7 protein-coding genes are annotated in these 15,979 nt (G+C 61.6%); 3 read left to right on the top strand and 4 right to left on the bottom strand.

Annotated features, from left to right (window positions below):
* Positions 1 to 6: 6 nt before the first annotated feature.
* Positions 7 to 2,166, bottom strand: a complete 2,160-nt coding sequence (locus HU724_RS07985; RefSeq protein ID WP_110601996.1) for a type I secretion system permease/ATPase — start codon at positions 2,164 to 2,166, stop codon at positions 7 to 9.
* A 161-nt stretch (positions 2,167 to 2,327) separates the two neighbouring features.
* Positions 2,328 to 3,686, bottom strand: a complete 1,359-nt coding sequence (locus HU724_RS07990) for a TolC family outer membrane protein (RefSeq protein ID WP_039761048.1) — start codon at positions 3,684 to 3,686, stop codon at positions 2,328 to 2,330.
* A gap of 532 nt (positions 3,687 to 4,218) precedes the next feature.
* Between HU724_RS07990 and HU724_RS07995 the strand changes: the two genes are divergently transcribed.
* Positions 4,219 to 11,340: a retention module-containing protein gene (locus HU724_RS07995; RefSeq protein ID WP_186568411.1), complete on the top strand. Its 7,122-nt coding sequence runs from the start codon at positions 4,219 to 4,221 to the stop codon at positions 11,338 to 11,340.
* Between the two features lie 180 nt (positions 11,341 to 11,520).
* Here the strand turns inward: HU724_RS07995 and HU724_RS08000 are convergent, their stop codons facing one another.
* Entirely contained in the window at positions 11,521 to 11,916 is a 396-nt protein-coding gene (locus HU724_RS08000; protein WP_186568413.1) for a YbaN family protein, read from the bottom strand.
* Positions 11,917 to 11,926: 10 nt separating this feature from the next.
* On the bottom strand, positions 11,927 to 12,514 hold the full coding sequence (locus HU724_RS08005) for a UPF0149 family protein (RefSeq protein WP_101158594.1): 588 nt from the start codon (positions 12,512 to 12,514) through the stop codon (positions 11,927 to 11,929).
* Positions 12,515 to 12,919: 405 nt separating this feature from the next.
* Here HU724_RS08005 and recQ point away from each other — a divergent pair, with 405 nt between their 5' ends.
* Both recQ and HU724_RS08015 read left to right on the top strand, forming a co-directional pair.
* Positions 12,920 to 15,049, top strand: coding sequence for a DNA helicase RecQ (recQ, locus tag HU724_RS08010; RefSeq protein ID WP_024012058.1), 2,130 nt, complete (start codon positions 12,920 to 12,922; stop codon positions 15,047 to 15,049).
* A 439-nt stretch (positions 15,050 to 15,488) separates the two neighbouring features.
* Positions 15,489 to 15,923, top strand: coding sequence for a MarR family transcriptional regulator (locus HU724_RS08015; RefSeq protein ID WP_016771142.1), 435 nt, complete (start codon positions 15,489 to 15,491; stop codon positions 15,921 to 15,923).
* Positions 15,924 to 15,979 lie beyond the last annotated feature (56 nt).

Here is a 15,979-nt window from a genome sequence, read left to right on the forward strand (position 1 = left end):
TAACTCCTAGACCGCCGCCGAGCCGACACGGCCCTTGCGCAGTGCATCGATGACCGCTTCTTTCGGGCCGTCAGCGACGACCCGGCCGTTGTCCAGCACCAGCAACCGGTCCACCAGGCTCAGCATCGAGGTGCGGTGGGTGACCAGCAGCAGGGTTTTGCCTTGCACCCAGCCATGCAGTTTCTGCCGCAGCGCGTCTTCGCTGCTGTTGTCCATGGCGCTGGTGGGTTCGTCGAGCAGCATGATCGGCGGATCGAGCAGTAACGCCCGCGCCAGCAACACTGCTTGGCGTTGGCCACCGGATAGCAGCTGTCCGCGTTCGCCCACCGGTCGGTCGAAGCCTTGCGGGTGTTGTCGGGCCAGCTCGGTGACGCCAGTCAGTTCGGCGACTTCGAGCATGCGTGAATCGCTGATGTAACGCGCGCCTAGGGTCAGGTTGTCGCGCAGGCTGCCGGCCAGCAGCGGCAAGTCGTGGGCGACATAACCGATCTGCTGGCGCAGGTCAGCCACGTCCAGTTGGCGCAGGTCGAGGCCGTCGAGCAGCAGCTGGCCTTGTTCCGCTTCGTAGAAACCCATGACCAGCCGCGCCAACGTGCTTTTGCCGGAGCCGCTGCGGCCGATGATGCCGACCCGCTCGCCGGCTTTCAGGCTGAAGCTGACCTCGCTCAGCGCCGGTGCGTTCTGGCCGTTGTAGTGGAACGTCACGCCGCTGACGTCGAGGGCACCTTGCAGCTGCGTACGTTCCAGTGGCCGTTGTTTGCCGTCGCGTTCCTGCGGCAGCGCCATCAGTGCGTCGGTGCTTTTCATGGTCAGTTGCGCTTGCTGGTAGCGGGTGATCAGCCCGGCGATCTGCCCGAGCGGGGCGAGCACACGACTGCCGAGCATGTAGGTGGCGACCAGCGCGCCGACACTGAGATTGCCGGCGATGATGCTGTAGACCCCGGCGACAATCGTCGCCATCCCGGAAAACTGCTGGATGAACAGGGTGCCGTTGGTGGCCAGGGCCGACAGGTTGCGCGCGTGGCTGTCGAGGCGGGTGAGGGCGCCGTGGGTGCTTTCCCATTTGTGCTGGCGCTCGCTTTCGGCGCCGCACGCCTTGAGGGTTTCCAGACCGCCGAGGGTTTCGATCAGCACCGCCTGACGCTCGGCGCCGAGGCTCAGGCTTTTCTGCACGGTGTCACGCAGGCGCACCTGAATCGCCATGGCGAAGATGATGGTGATCGGAAACGCCAGCAGTGGAATCACCACCAGCCAACCGCCAAGCAGGCCGATCACTACCAGCATCAACACCACGAAGGGCAAGTCGATCAGGCTGGTCAGGGTCACGGCGGTGAGAAATTCACGCAGGCCCTGGAAGTCGTGAATGCTCTGGGCAAAGCCGCCGATGGTCGCCGGCCGCGCCTTCATCGACATGCCGGTGATGCGCTCGAACAACGTTGCCGAGAGGATCACATCGGTTTTCTTGCCGGCGGTGTCGAGCAGATGCGCACGCACCACGCGCAGCACCAGTTCAAAACCGGTGCCGATCAGCAAACCGATCGACAGCACCCACAGCGTCGAGGTCGCCTGATTGGGCACCACGCGATCGTAGGTCTGCATGACGAACAGCGGCACCATCAGGCCGAGCAGGTTGATCAGAAAACTGGCGAGAATCGCATCGCTGTACAGCCATTTCGACAGTTTGAGAGTGTCGCGAAACCACGCGTTTACCCGTGGCACCAGCGGCGCGCGCAGGTCTTCGAGTTCGTGGCGCGGACGGGCGAACAAGGCCTGGCCGCTGTAGTGTTCGCTGAGTTCTTCGCGGCTGACCCATTGCTCGCCGCCGTCGGCTTCGCTGGGCAGCAGCAGGGCTTTGCCATCCTCGCCGAAGCGCCGCAGCACGGCAGTGCGGCCGTCGTTGAGCAGCAGCAGGATCGGCAGGTTCAGCGGTGAAATGTCTTTCAGGTCACGGCGCAACAACCGCGCCTGTAATCCGGCCCGCGCTGCTGCACGGGGCAGCAGATCGAGGCTCAGGCGTTGTTTGTTCAGGGGCAGCCCGGCACTCAGGCTGGCACGACTGACCGTGGCTCCATGCAGTTTGCAGAGGATCAGCAGGCCGTCGAGTAACGGATCGTCGAAGCTCAGGCGCGGATCGACCCCGGTGGCGCCGGGTTCCATGCTGGTCATAGTGATTGCCTCTGTTGAACGGGCTCGGTTATCGGATCGTTCCCACGCTCTGCGTGGGAATGCAGCCCGTGACGCTCCGCGTCACTGGACGCGGAGCGTCCCTTGAGGCATTCCTTTGCTGCGCGTGGGAACGATCAGGGCAAAGTCAGTTCCTGCACCGTTTATTTCAGTTCCGGCAGGCGCGCCTGGTTTTTCACTTCGGTCGTGGCAATCGCATCAGCCGGCAGCACCACGCGTTGCTTGCTCAGCAACTGGCCCATGTTCGCCAGCACGCGGTACATCGAGTATTCCTCGGTGTAGCGGATTTCGGTGTAGCGACGGTTGGCGTTGTACAGCTCGTTTTCGCTGTCGAGCAGGTCGAGCAGGGTGCGTTGGCCGAGGCCGAACTGGTCCTGATAAGCGGCGCGCACGCGTTTGGTGGTTTCGGCATATTCGCGGGCGGTCGGCGTCTGCTTCTTGGCGTTCTCCATGGCGTTCCAGGCCAGACGAATGTTCTCGTTGAGCTGACGCAGGGCGTTGTTGCGGATGTCCATCGCCTGGTTGATGTCGTGGGCATTCGCGGCCAGACGTGCCTTGTCGCTGCCGCCACGGAACAGGTTGTAGTTCATCACCACACCGACACGCCATTCGTTGTCGTGGCCTTCATCACCCTGCACGTTGTTGTTTGCGCCGACTGCTGCTTCGGCATCGAAGCGCGGGTAGAACGGCGACTTGGCCACTTCGTACTGGCTCTCGGCGGACTGCACGTCAGCCTGGGCCGATTTCAGGTACGGGTTGTTGTCGACCATGCTCTGCTGCGCTTCACGCAGGTCCGGCGGCAGTTCACCGCGAGTCGAGGCCGGGGTTTCCAGCTCATCGGGCATGCGTCCGACCACGCTGTAGAAATTCGATTCGGCGTCGGCCAGATCGACTTCGGCGGTGTCGAGGTTGTTCTGCGCCAGTGCACGACGGGCAACCGATTGATCGGAGTCGGCGGTGCTGCCGATGCCGCGCTCGGTGCGCAGGCCGATCTGATCGTTGACGCGCAAGTGCGCCTGCAGGTTGTTCTTGGCCAGCGTCACCAGTTCACGCCGCTTGAGCACTTCGAGGTAGACCTCGATGGTGCGCAGGGCCAGATCCTGTGCGGTGCCTTGCGCGTAGTAGGCGCGCGAATTGGACACGCCCTTGGTGCGCTCGACCTCGTTGGCGGTGTTGAAGCCGTCGAAGATCATCTGCCGCAAGCGCAGCTCGGACTGGGTGTAATTGAGAATTTCGGTGTTGTGATTACCGAAGGCGCGGGTGTTGGTGTTGTCGCTGTAGCCGCGCCCGTAGGCAGCGTTCAGATCGACCGACGGATAAAACCCGCCCTTGGCCACTTTCACCTGCTCATCCGCAGACAGGCGGGCGTCCACGCGCGAAGCCAGCTCCGGGTGGGTGGCGATGGTGCTTTGAATCGCCTCAGTGAGGTTCATCGCCTGGGCTTGGGAAGTGCAAGCCATGGCCAGCAAAACCGCGCTGCAGAGGGGGGTTAAAACGCGCATGGGTGCATCTCCCTGGATCTCAATGTTGTGTTACCGTCGCCAAATATTTGACGTAAATTTAGGGTGTAAGCGTTTCACTCTTGTAACAACAGAGCTAAGAACATCCTAGAGCGTAGCTAAGAAAAAATTTTCATAAGGTTTATTCCAAAAAAAACTTATGCGGTTTTTCAAAAGCAGCACATTGTTCAGCTCGAAAGCCTTTGTTTTATGCGCTTTAGGGAGCTCGAAAAGGCTTGAGGAAAGTTCCATTCACTTTGCGAGACACTGCGAAGTACTGCTGAAGGGGAGGGACGCGTAACGGCGAATGAGCGACAGATTTTTGTCACTCGGGTGATTCACCACCGTTACGTAGCGCTAGTGGGTCGATGGATTGAACAGGGTTGGCAAGTGCTTGATAGCGCTGACAATTCACTTCAAACCGGGCCTGCGAAACGAACTGTCGAGGGTGCGAGCGTCGCCCCCGGCAACCCGATTGAGCCATGGGCTGCTTCGCAAACCTGTGCCGACGGTGGTCGGCAGCGGAGGATTTCACATGGCAACGCTCATCGGTACGGTCACAAAAGTCATTGGTCAGGTGTTCGCTCAGGCGAGCGACGGCGTCAAGCGTCCGCTGTTCGAAGGCGATCGTTTGTACGCTGGCGATCAACTGATCACCGGCGCGGAAGGCGCGGTGGCAGTGAAACTGCAAAACGGCGGGGAATTGACCCTCGGCCGGGGCAGCAGCATCACCATGACCGGGCAATTGCTGGCCGACCAGGCTGTCCCGGTGAACGTCGACGAAGCGCAGACCCCAAGCCAGGCGCAACTGACCGATGTCGAGCAGATCCAGCAAGCCATCGCCGCCGGGGAAGACCCGAGCAAAACCGCCGAAGCCACCGCGGCCGGCCCCAACGCGCCCACCGGCAATACCGGTGAACTGGGCGGCGGGCACAGCTTCGTTCTGCTCACCGAAGTCGGCGGCCGAGTCGATCCGATCATTGGTTTCCCTACCGCCGGCTTCAACGGTATTCCCGAATTTCCCGAGTATCGTCGCGACGCGGACATCGACAATGGCGACGACACGCCAGCGTCGGTAGTGGTGCCACCGCCACCGGTGAACAACCCGGTCATCCTCAACGGCCTCGACGCGGCGGATGGCGAGCTGAACCTCAATGAAGCCAATCTGCCTGACGGTACAGCGGCCAATCCAGGCGCGCTGACGCAAAGTGGCAGCTTCACGGTCTCGGCAGCGGATGGTTTGAACAGCCTGAGCATCGGCGGCATCAACGTGATTGTTGGCGGCGTGCCGATCGGCTTTCCCCAGTCGATCACCACGCAACTGGGCAACACCCTGACCATCACCGGTTACAACGCGGCGACCGGCACGGTCAGCTACAGCTACACCCTCAACGGCAACGAGACCCACGCGGCCGGCGACGGCGTGAACAACCTCAGCGAACAGTTCACCGTGATCGCCACCGACAGCAATGGCGACAGCGCCACTGGCACCCTCGACGTGAATATCACCGACGACGTGCCCAAAGCGTTTGATGACGCCAACGGCATTGCCTCGGAAACCTTGCTGACCCTGACCGGAAACGTCCTCACCAACGACATCCAAGGCGCTGACCGCGTACCCACCGGACCGGTCACGCCGGGTACTTTCACCGGTACTTACGGCACCTTGGTTCTGAACGCCGACGGCACTTACACCTACACCCTGAACACCAGCGATGCCGATTTCAAAGCCTTGACCGGCGGCGGTAACGGCACTGAAACCTTCGCCTACACCATCACCGATGCCGACGGCGATAGCAGCAGCGCCAATCTGGTTCTGCAGATCCACAACAACGACGATCCAGTCATCATCGACGGCCTGAACGTCGCCGGTGGCGAGCTGACGATCTACGAGAAAAATCTCAGTGACGGCAGCGTCCCGGACGCCACCGCGCTGACACAAAACGGCACCTTCACCATCACTGCACTGGACGGCGTCACCACGCTGACTGTCGGTGGTATCGCCGTGGTGACCAACGGTGTGGCCGCAGGCTTTCCGCAGTCGATCACCACGCCGCTGGGCAGCACGCTGACCATCACCGGTTTCAACGCGGCGACCGGGGTGATCAGTTACAGCTACACCCTGGCCGACAACGAAGCGCATCCGAACGCCGACGGCGCGAACAATCTGCCTGAGCAGTTTGCCGTGACCGTGGTCGACGATAACGGCACAACCGCCACCGGCACGCTGGATGTAAACATCGTCGACGACCTGCCGAAAGCCAACGATGACAGCAACGGCACCGCCTCAGAAAGCCAACTGACCCTGACCGGCAATGTCCTCACCAATGACATACAAGGCGCCGACCGCGTACCCACCGGTCCAGTCACGCCCGGTACATTCACCGGTACTTACGGCACCTTGGTTCTGAACGCCGACGGCACCTACACCTACACGCTCAATACCAGCGATGCCGATTTCAAAGCCTTGACCGGCGGCGGTAACGGCACCGAGACCTTCGCCTACACCATCACTGACGCCGACGGCGATACCAGCACCGCCAATCTGGTTCTGCAGATCCACAACAACGACGATCCGGTGCTGCTCAATGGCCTCGACGTCAACGGCGGCGAACTCACCGTCTACGAAAAAAATCTCAGCGACGGCACCAGCCCCGACACGCCCGCGCTGACCCAGAACGGCACTTTCACCGTCAGCGCTCTCGATGGTCTGCAGACCCTCACAGTCGGTGGCATTGCCGTGATCACCAATGGCGTGGCCGCAGGCTTCCCGCAATCAATCGTCACACCGCTGGGCAGCACCTTGACCATCAGCGGTTATGACCCGGCAACCGGCGTGGTCAGCTACAGCTACACCCTGGCCGACAACGAAGCTCATCCAACCGCCAACGGCGCCAACAGCCTCACCGAGAACTTCGACGTCGTCGCGACGGACACCGATGGCAGTACCGCCAGCGGCCAGATCAACGTCAACATCGTCGACGATTTACCGACCGCGCATGCGGACGCGGCTTCGGTGGCGGAGGGCGGTACTGTCAGCGGTAACGTACTCAACAACGATATCGGTGGCGCGGATGGCCCGGCGGTTACCGGCGCAGTGGTCGGCGTGCGCTTCGGTGCCGACACTTCGACGTCGGCCATCGGCGGGCTCAATTCGCAGATCAACGGCACCTACGGCTACCTCACGCTTGATGCCAACGGTAACGCCGTTTATCACAGCAATCCGAACACGGTGAACGGCCCGGGCGCGGTGGATGTGTTCACCTACACCGTGCGCGATGCCGACGGTGACGAAAGCACCACGACCATCACCATTGACGTCTACAACAGCTGCCTGAAAGCGGTCAGCGACACTGACGTCACCGTTTACGAAAAAGCCCTCGACCTGAATAAGGACGGCCAGGATCTGGCAGCGGGCAGCGTGGTCGGCAGCGATCCGAACAGCACTGGCGAAACCGCCTCCGGCACCCTGGTCGGCTCGGTCACCGGTGCGGTCGGCGCGATCAGTTATGCGCTGGTTGGCAGTGCTACCGGCAACTACGGGCAGATCGTTCTCAATGCCAATGGCACTTACACCTACACGCTCACTTCGCCAGCGACCACTACGCCGCACGCCGACGACGGCGCCAACAGCCTGAGCGAAACCTTCACCTATCAGGCCACCGATTCGCTGGGCAATGTCGTCACCAGCACGATCGTTGTGAGCATCGTCGATGACGTGCCGAAGGCGCTGAATGACAGCAATGCCGACAGCGCAACAGAAGCCCAGGTGACCCTGACCGGCAACGTCCTCGACAACGACGTGCAGGGCGCCGACCGCGTCGCCAGCGGCCCGGTAACCGCCGGTACTTTCACTGGCACTTACGGCACGCTGGTGCTCAACGCCAACGGCACTTACACCTACACGCTGGACGCCAACGACGACGACTTCAAAAACCTCCAGGGCGGCGGCAACGGCACGGAAACCTTCGCCTACACCATCACCGACGCGGACGGCGACACCAGCACCGCCAACCTGGTGCTGAACATCCATAACAACGACGATCCGGTGTGCCTCGACGGCCTCGACGTGAAGGGCGGCGAAATCACCGTCTACGAGAAAAACCTCGGCGACGGCAGCAGCCCCAATACGTCGGCGCTGACCCAGAGCGGCAGCTTCACCGTGACCGCCCTCGATGGCTTGCAAACCCTGACTGTCGGCGGCATCGCGGTGATTAGCAACGGCGTCGCCACCGGTTTGCCGCAATCCGTGGTCTCGCCGCTGGGCAGCACGTTCACCATTACTGGTTACGACCCTGCCACTGGCGTGGTCAGCTACAGCTACACCCTGGTGGATAACGAAGGCCATCCGAGCGCCAACGGTGCCAACAGCGTCACGGAGAACTTCACCGTGGTGGCCATTGACACCGATGGCAGCACCGCCAGCGGGCAGATCAACGTCAACATCGTCGATGATTTGCCGACTGCGCATGCGGACGCGGCTTCGGTGGCGGAGGGCGGCAGCGTCAGCGGCAACGTACTCAACAACGATATCGGCGGCGCGGATGGCCCCGCGGTTAGCGGCGCAGTGGTCGGCGTGCGCGCCGGTGCCGACACTTCGACATCGGCCATTGGGGGGTTGAATTCGCAGATCAACGGCAGCTACGGTTACCTCACCCTCGACGCCAACGGCAATGCCGTTTATCACAGCAATCCCAACGCGGTGAACGGCCCGGGCGCGGTGGATGTTTTCACCTACACCGTGCGCGATTCCGACGGTGACGAAAGCACCACCACCATCACCATCGATGTGCACAACAGCTGCCTGATCGCCGTCAGCGACACTGACGTCACCGTCTACGAAAATGCTCTGGATCTCACCAAAGATGGCCAGGATCTCGCCCCCGGCACAGTCACCGGCAGCGAACCGGGCAACACCGGCGAAACCGCCAGCGGCACGCTGGTCGGTTCGGTCAGTGGCGGCAGCGGCGCGATCACGTACACCCTGGTCGGCAACGCCACCGGCAGCTACGGGCAACTGCAGCTCAACGCCGACGGCACCTACACCTACACGCTGACCTCGGCACCGAAAACCGCGCCGAGCGCCAACGACGGGCCGAACACCCTCAGCGAAACGTTCACCTACAAAGCCACCGATGCGCTGGGCAACAGCACCACCAGCACCCTCGTGGTCAACATCGTCGACGACATACCGAAAGCCGTTGCCTCGGATCGCTCGGTAACCGCAGTGGAGATAGATTCGAACATTCTCATCGTCCTCGACATCTCCGGCAGCATGGCCGATCCCTCTGGCGTGCCGGGCCTGTCGCGGCTGGCGCTGGCCAAGCAGGCCATTGGCGCCTTGCTCGACAAGTACGATGATCTGGGCGATGTGAAAGTGCAGTTGGTGACGTTCAGCAGCAATGCCGCCGACCGCACCACGGTGTGGGTCGATGTCGCCACCGCCAAGACGCTGCTTGCCGGTCTGAATGCCGGCGGCGGTACCAACTACGATGCCGCCGTGGCGGTGATGCAGACCGCGTTCAACACCTCGGGCAAGCTCACCGGGGCGCAGAACGTCGGCTACTTCTTCTCCGACGGCAAGCCCAACGAGGGCGACATCGGCACGGCTGACGAGGCCGCGCTGAAAAACTTCCTCGATGCCAACAACATCAAGAACTACGCCATCGGCCTGGGTGACGGCGTAAGCAACGCCTACCTCGATCCGCTGGCCTACGATGGCATCAGCCACACCAACACCAACGCCGTGGTGGTCACCGATCTCAACCAGCTCAACTCGGTGCTGTCCGGCACTGTTCAAGGCGCGCCGGTCACCGGTTCGCTGCTGGGTGACGGTGGTTCGTTCGGCGCCGATGGCGGTTTCATCAAGTCGATCGTAGTCGACGGCACCACCTACACCTACGACCCGAAAGCCCTCAGCGGCCAGGGTTCGTTGACCGCGAGCGGCGGCGCCAATCACGGCACTTTCAATACCGCCAACAACACCGTCAGTATCGCCACCAACAACAGCGGCACGCTGGTGGTCAACCTCGATACCGGCGAATACAGCTACACCTCGCAGAAAACCACCGCCGTGGTCATCACCGAAAACATCGGTTTCACCGTCAGCGACAACGACGGCGATCTGGCCAGCTCCACCCTGACGGTAAAAGTGATTCCCAACGCGCCACCGGTGGCGATGGACGATCACGTCATCACCAACGTGCTGTCGGGCAACATCGTGGTGCCGGGTGAGTTGCTGCTGGCCAATGACAGCGATCCGAACGGCGACACCCTCAACGCTACGCCAACCAGTTTCAACACCGGTTGGGTCTCGAAAGCGGCGGACTTCACCGGTACCGGCCTGATCGGTTTCACTGGGCAGAACAATAATGCGGCCAACCAGAACCTGGCCAATGTGCGCAGCGCCTTCAGCGCCAATGCCGCGACCATGACCGCCGTGCTGGTGGTCAGCGGTTATCTCGGCATGGTGAGCAACAGCAATGCCAACGACGAGGACCGCATCACCGTCCACCTGCGCCAGGGCGAAACCCTCAATCTGGATCACAATCTGGGGGCCGGTAAGATCAGCATGGAGTATTCGCTCAATGGCGGTGCCTGGATGGCGCTGGCGGACGGCCAGACCCTCAGCGCCTCGGCGGATGGCGTCTACCAGATCCACATCACCAATATTGGTAACAGCGGCGGCAACCCCAACGCCGCGGAAAACTACCAACTGACCATGACCCTCAACTATGCGGGGGCCCACGACATCACGCCGGACTACCACGGCACCTACACCGCCAACGACAACCACGGCGGCAGCGACACGGCCAACATCAGCATCAGCTATCAGGACGGCCACACCCTGACCGGCACTGCTGGCGACGATGTGTTGGTAGCGGGCAGCGGCAACAATGTGATCAACGCCGGCGAAGGCAACGACGTGCTCAGCGCAGGCTCCGGCAACAACGAAATGCACGGCGACGGCGGTAACGACTTGCTCTACAGCGGCGCCGGCAACGATCTGCTCGACGGCGGCACTGGCAGCGACACCGCCAGCTACGCCCACGCCACGGCCGCTGTCACCGTCAATCTCGGCCTGCTCGGTGCGCAGAACACCCTCGGCGCCGGCACCGACACATTGACCGGCATCGAAAACCTACTCGGCTCGAACTTCAATGACAGCCTCACCGGCGACGGCAACAACAACGTGATCAACGGCGGCCTCGGCAACGACTTTCTCAACGGTGGCGCTGGCGATGATCTGCTGATCGGTGGCATGGGCAACAATACGCTGACGGGCGGGGCAGGGGCCGACACCTTCCAGTGGCTCAAGGGCAACAGTGGCCACGACCTGATCACCGACTTCACCCCCGGCACCGACAAGCTCGACCTGTCACAACTGCTGCAAGGCGAAAACGCCAGCACCGCGTCGCTCGATGACTACCTGCACTTCACCGTCAGCGGCAGCGGCGCCTCGGTGATGACCAGCATCGACGTCAGCGCCATGGCCGGCGCCACGCCGAACCAGACCATCGACCTTGCCGGCGTCAACCTTGCCAGCCACTACGGTGTGACACCGGGGGCGGGCGGCATGGTGGCTGGAGGGCATGACACGGCGACGATCATCAGCGGGATGCTTAATGATCATTCGTTGAAGGTGGATACGGTGTAAGCGCCGTCTGAAACAAAAAAACCGCCGTCCAGCTCATAGGGACGGCGGTTTTTTTCTGCCTGATGGTACTGCGTTACTCACACGTCAGTCTTCGCGAGCAGGCTCGCTCCCACAGTGGAAGGAGTTGCAATGTGGGAGATCATCGACAGGTGAATACCTGCTCACTGCTAACGGCATGTGTCAGGATTTGCGCAACGTCTTCTGCCGCACAATATAAACCGTCACCAGCACCGCACTGGTCAGCATGAACCCCCGCGCCCAAACCAGCGGCACCAGATAACACGAGAACAGAATGCTCACCCACATCAGTCCGATCGCGTAGACCTTGCCTTTGAGCGGGATGCCGTTGCCTTCGAGGTAGTCGCGGATCCATGGCCCGAGGCGTGGGTGTTCGACCAGCCAGCGATAGAAGCGAGGAGAACTGCGCGCGAAGCAGGCCGCGGCGAGCAGGAGGAAGGGGGTGGTGGGCAGGATCGGCAGGAAGATGCCGATCACCCCCAATGCCACGCTGAGCCAGCCGATGGCCAGCAGGACGTAGCGCAACATCAGGGGGCGGTTGCCTATGGGGTTGTCCATAGGCCGGTTCTTAGTGATGGCGTGGCTTGAGGATCGCCGGTTTTTCGTCGGGTGCCTGGCACAGCAGGTACAGCGCGGTCAGGGCTTCCGGGATCTGCACGATCATGTCGTCCATCAGGTTGGCGTCCTTGGCGATGTCTTCGAACTCTGGCTGCTCGTCGAACAGGCCGGAACCGACCATGATCGGCAGGAGCATTTCGCTGACTTCTTCTTCGGCGGTTTCGAACCAGGCCGCTTCGCGCAGGAACACGCCTTCCATGAAACCGATGCACCAGCCACGCAGTTCGGAGTCGTCCGGCTCTTCGCCCAGATCCAGTTCGCACGGCAATTCGAATTCTTCATCCGAGGCCAGTTGGCGAGCGATGTGCGCTTTGAGGCCGATCAGCGTGGCTTCGATTTCGGCGCGCTGGGCTTCGTCGGCGTAATGCGGCTCTTCGGCGAACAGCGCGTCGATCCACTCGCGCTCCGGAACGTCTTCGGAGCAGATCGACAGCGCGGTCAGGTAACCGTGGGCGGCGACGTAATCCAGCGCCTCGTCGTGCAGCTCGTCGGCGTCGAGGAAGACTTGCAGGCGGGTCAGTTGCTCAGCGAAGGACATTACGGGGCTACCTTGGGGAATAAACAATGCGGGAATTCTAGGCCTTCTTGCGCGCTCTAGCCAGCCGCTTGGCAGATTTGCCCGAATTACCGGCCTTACTGGGAAGATGAATAACCCTGTGGGAGCGAGCCTGCTCGCGAAGGCGGTGTATCAGGCACTTTTGCATCGACTGACAGGTCGCTTTCGCGAGCAGGCTCGCTCCCACAGGGTTTTGTGTGTGGCAGGTTTACCAGTGTCTTCTCAGCGGCACCCTCTGCGGCGAAGGCCTCGGGTATACTGCCGCGTTTTGCGATCCCTGCTGGCGCTGCGCTGGTCATGCAATGTGTTCTTACGTTTTGTTTAAGCAGCCGAAGCTGCTCTGAACCAGCCTGAGCAGGGATGTATCGGTAGATTTTTGGAGTTTTTATGCTCGAACAGGCTCAACGCGTCCTCAAGGACATCTTCGGCTACGACAGTTTCCGTGGCCGTCAGGGTGCGATCATTGAGCGCGTGGCCAGCGGCGGTGATGCGCTGGTGCTGATGCCTACCGGTGGCGGCAAGTCGTTGTGCTTCCAGGTGCCAGCGCTGTTGCGTGAAGGTCTGGCGGTAGTGGTATCACCGCTGATCGCACTGATGGACGATCAGGTCGCCACCCTTGAAGAACTGGGCGTCGCCGCCGCTGCGCTGAACTCCACGCTGAGTGCCGAGCAGCAGCGCGATCTCGCTCTGCGGATCAAGCGCGGCGAAGTGAAGATGCTCTATCTCGCACCGGAGCGTCTGGTGCAGCCGCGCATGCTGGCATTCCTGCAAAGCCTGGAAATCGCCCTGTTCGCCATCGACGAAGCGCATTGCGTGTCGCAATGGGGCCACGACTTCCGCCGCGAATACCTGCAACTGGGTCAATTGGCAGAGCTGTTCCCCAACGTTCCGCGCATTGCCCTCACCGCGACCGCCGACAAGCGCACCCGCGAAGAAATCGTCGATCGCCTGCACCTGCAGAACGCCGAGCGCTTCCTGTCGAGCTTCGACCGCCCAAACATCTTCTATCGCATCGTGCCCAAGGAGCAGCCGCGCAAACAGTTGCTGGCGTTCCTGGCCGAGCGGCGCAGCGATGCCGGCATCGTGTATTGCCTGTCGCGCAAGAAGGTCGAAGAGGTTGCGGCGTTCCTCAGCGAGCAGGGCTTCCCGGCGCTGCCGTATCACGCCGGTCTGCCCAATGATCTGCGCGCCTATCACCAGAAGCGCTTCCTCAACGAGGAAGGCCTGATCATGGTTGCCACGGTGGCATTCGGCATGGGCATCGACAAGCCCAACGTACGCTTCGTCGCGCACCTTGATCTGCCTAAATCCCTCGAAGCGTATTACCAGGAAACCGGGCGCGGCGGGCGTGACGGTCTGCCGGCGGATGCGTGGATGGCTTACGGTCTGCAAGACGTGGTGATGCTCAAGCAGATGCTGCAGAACTCCGAAGGCGACGAGCGGCACAAGCGTCTGGAGCAGCACAAGCTCGACGCGATGCTGTCGCTGTGCGAAGAGACCCGCTGCCGCCGGCAGGCGTTGCTGGCCTATTTCGACGAAGACATGCCCGAACCGTGCGGGCATTGCGACAACTGTGTCGACGGCGTGCAGACCTGGGACGCCACCGAGCCTGCACGTCAGGCGTTGTCGGCGATTTTCCGCACCGGCCAGCGCTATGGCGTCGGTCATCTGGTCGACGTGTTGCTGGGCAAGGACAACGAAAAGGTGCGCAGCTTTGGCCACCAGCATTTGTCGGTGTTTGGTGTGGGCAAGGCGTTGAGCGAGAGCGAGTGGCGCTCGCTGTTCCGCCAGTTGGTGGCGCGTGGGTTGGCCGATGTCGATCACGAGGGTTATGGCGGTCTGCGTCTTAACGACAGTTGCCGGCCTTTGCTCAAAGGCGAAGTGAAACTGGAACTGCGCCGCGACCTGAAACCGCAAGTCACTGCCAAAACCGGCAGCAAGAGCCAGGCCAGCCAACTGGTGCGCGGCGAGGAACGCGAACAGTGGGAAGCCTTGCGCGCACTGCGGCGCAAATTGGCCGAAGAACACGGCGTGCCGCCGTACGTCATCTTCCCCGACTCGACGTTGTTGGAAATGCTCCGCAGCCAGCCGACGTCTCTGGCGGAAATGGCCCGGGTCAGCGGCGTCGGCGCGCGCAAGCTGGAACGCTATGGCGAAGCCTTCCTCGAAGTGCTCGGCGGCGAGGCGGAGGCGCCGAAGGTGGTCGCCGATGTCCGTCACGAGCTGATCACCCTGGCCCGCGCCGGCATGACGCCGCTGCAGATCGCCGGGCAGTTGCAGTGCTCGGAGAAAAACGTCTACGCCATGCTCGCCGAAGCCATCGGCAAGCAGCAATTGTCGCTGGAGCAGGCGCTGGACTTGCCTGAGGAGTTGATGGGCGAAGTGCAGGACGCATTCCTCGATGGTGAGGGCGAGTTGCCGTCGGTCGCTGAAGTGGCTGAGTTGTTTGCCGGGCGAGTACCGGAAGGCGTGCTGTATTGCGTGCGGGCGGCGTTGCAGTCTGAATTCGAGATGTAATCTGGCCCTTTCCCTCACCCCAGCCCTCTCCCAGAGGGAGAGGGGGCCAACCGCGGTGTCTTGCGTCAGACATCGACCTGCAAGACCGAGTCGATTGTGGATTCACAGCGGATCGTTCAGCTCAGTGTATTTCTGCAGCGTCCCCAATCAGTTCCCTCTCCCTCTGGGAGAGGGCTAGGGTAGGGGCTTTCGCAACGTACATCGACCAGGCAGGTCAAGCCGATTATGGATTCAACGAAGCGCTGTCAGGTCGGCGAATTTTCAAAACATCCCCCAATCGGTTCCCTCTCCCTCTGGGAGAGGGCTAGGGTGAGGGGCTTTTGATCTTTGCGCAGTTGTAACGATTCAGTACAGAGCGACTCTTGCCTATAACTGCCGCCCATGCTTAGCTGACTAATAATTAGATTTTCCGTATTTTCAGTCTAACCGTGAGTGTTTTATGCCGTTAACCGATCAACATCGCTTTGGTATGCAACTGGCCCAGATGTCTCGTGGCTGGCGTGCCGAACTGGATCGTCGTCTCGCCGGGCTGGGCCTGTCGCAGGCGCGCTGGCTGGTGCTGCTGCATCTGGCGCGTTTTGAAGAGGCACCGACCCAACGCGAACTGGCGCAGAGTGTCGGCGTCGAAGGCCCGACCCTGGCGCGCTTGCTTGATAGTCTGGAAAACCAGGGACTGGTGCAACGCCAGTCAGTGATGGAAGACCGCCGGGCGAAAAAAATCGTGCTCTGCGCACCTGCGCTGCCCCTGATCGAACAGATCGAAACCATTGCCACACAGTTGCGCCACGAATTGTTCGAGGGCGTCGACGAGGCGGATTTGAAGGTGTGCATGCGCGTCCACGGTCACATTCTGGCCAACCTGGAAAAATCTTGAGGCACATCCCGCCAGTGATTTTTTGAGAGATCGCGCTGAGCCGACTATAAGAACTA

It is taken from the genome of Pseudomonas iranensis (assembly GCF_014268585.2).
Lineage (GTDB): Bacteria > Pseudomonadota > Gammaproteobacteria > Pseudomonadales > Pseudomonadaceae > Aquipseudomonas > Aquipseudomonas iranensis.

Bases quoted from the DNA above. Each gene is read 5' to 3' on its own strand.
- HU724_RS08015 (WP_016771142.1), top strand. From the start codon at position 15,489: ATGCCGTTAACCGATCAACATCGCTTTGGTATGCAACTGGCCCAGATG.
- HU724_RS08005 (WP_101158594.1), bottom strand. From the start codon at position 12,514: ATGTCCTTCGCTGAGCAACTGACCCGCCTGCAAGTCTTCCTCGACGCC.
- HU724_RS07990 (WP_039761048.1), bottom strand. From the start codon at position 3,686: ATGCGCGTTTTAACCCCCCTCTGCAGCGCGGTTTTGCTGGCCATGGCT.
- HU724_RS08000 (WP_186568413.1), bottom strand. From the start codon at position 11,916: ATGGACAACCCCATAGGCAACCGCCCCCTGATGTTGCGCTACGTCCTG.
- HU724_RS07995 (WP_186568411.1), top strand. From the start codon at position 4,219: ATGGCAACGCTCATCGGTACGGTCACAAAAGTCATTGGTCAGGTGTTC.
- HU724_RS07985 (WP_110601996.1), bottom strand. From the start codon at position 2,166: ATGACCAGCATGGAACCCGGCGCCACCGGGGTCGATCCGCGCCTGAGC.
- recQ (WP_024012058.1), top strand. From the start codon at position 12,920: ATGCTCGAACAGGCTCAACGCGTCCTCAAGGACATCTTCGGCTACGAC.